The 556-nt window shown below is 62.4% G+C and carries 1 protein-coding gene; it reads left to right on the top strand.

The window, feature by feature from the left end; translation table 11 throughout:
• On the top strand, positions 1-556 hold a 556-nt coding region (locus AC3WWH_RS34805), incomplete at both ends, for a helix-turn-helix domain-containing protein (RefSeq protein WP_492377631.1).

Consider the following 556-nt stretch of genomic DNA (forward strand, 5'->3'; position numbering starts at 1 on the left):
CGCAGAAAGAATTGCATCGTCTTGAACTGATCCAGCGGATTCGTGGGCGTAGCCTGACCGTCGTCGAGGCGGCCGAGTTGCTTCGTCTTAGCCGCAGTCAGGTCCACCGGCTGTTGCAAGCCTATGACCTGGCCGGCGCCGACGGGCTGGTCTCGAAGAAGCGCGGCCGGCCGAGCAACCGGCGTCATAGCGAGGATTTCCGCAACCTGGTGCTCGACCTGGTGCGTGAGCATTATGCCGATTTCGGACCGACGTTGGCCGCCGAGAAGCTGCTCGAACGCCACCGGATTGCCGTCAGCAAGGAGACGCTGCGTCAGTGGATGATGGAAGCCGGCATCTGGGTGTCGCGACGCGAGCGCAAGAAGCGCGTCTTCCAGCCGCGCGGCCGGCGCGATTGTTTCGGCGAACTGGTCCAGATCGATGGCTCGCTTCATTGGTGGTTCGAGAACCGCGGTCCCAAATGCGCCCTGCTCGTCTATATCGACGATGCCACCGGCAAGCTGTTGCACTTACGCTTTGCGGGCTCGGAGAACACCTTCGACTATCTGCACGCGAC

Source organism: Ensifer sp. EB106-03-01-XG145 (assembly GCF_058792075.1).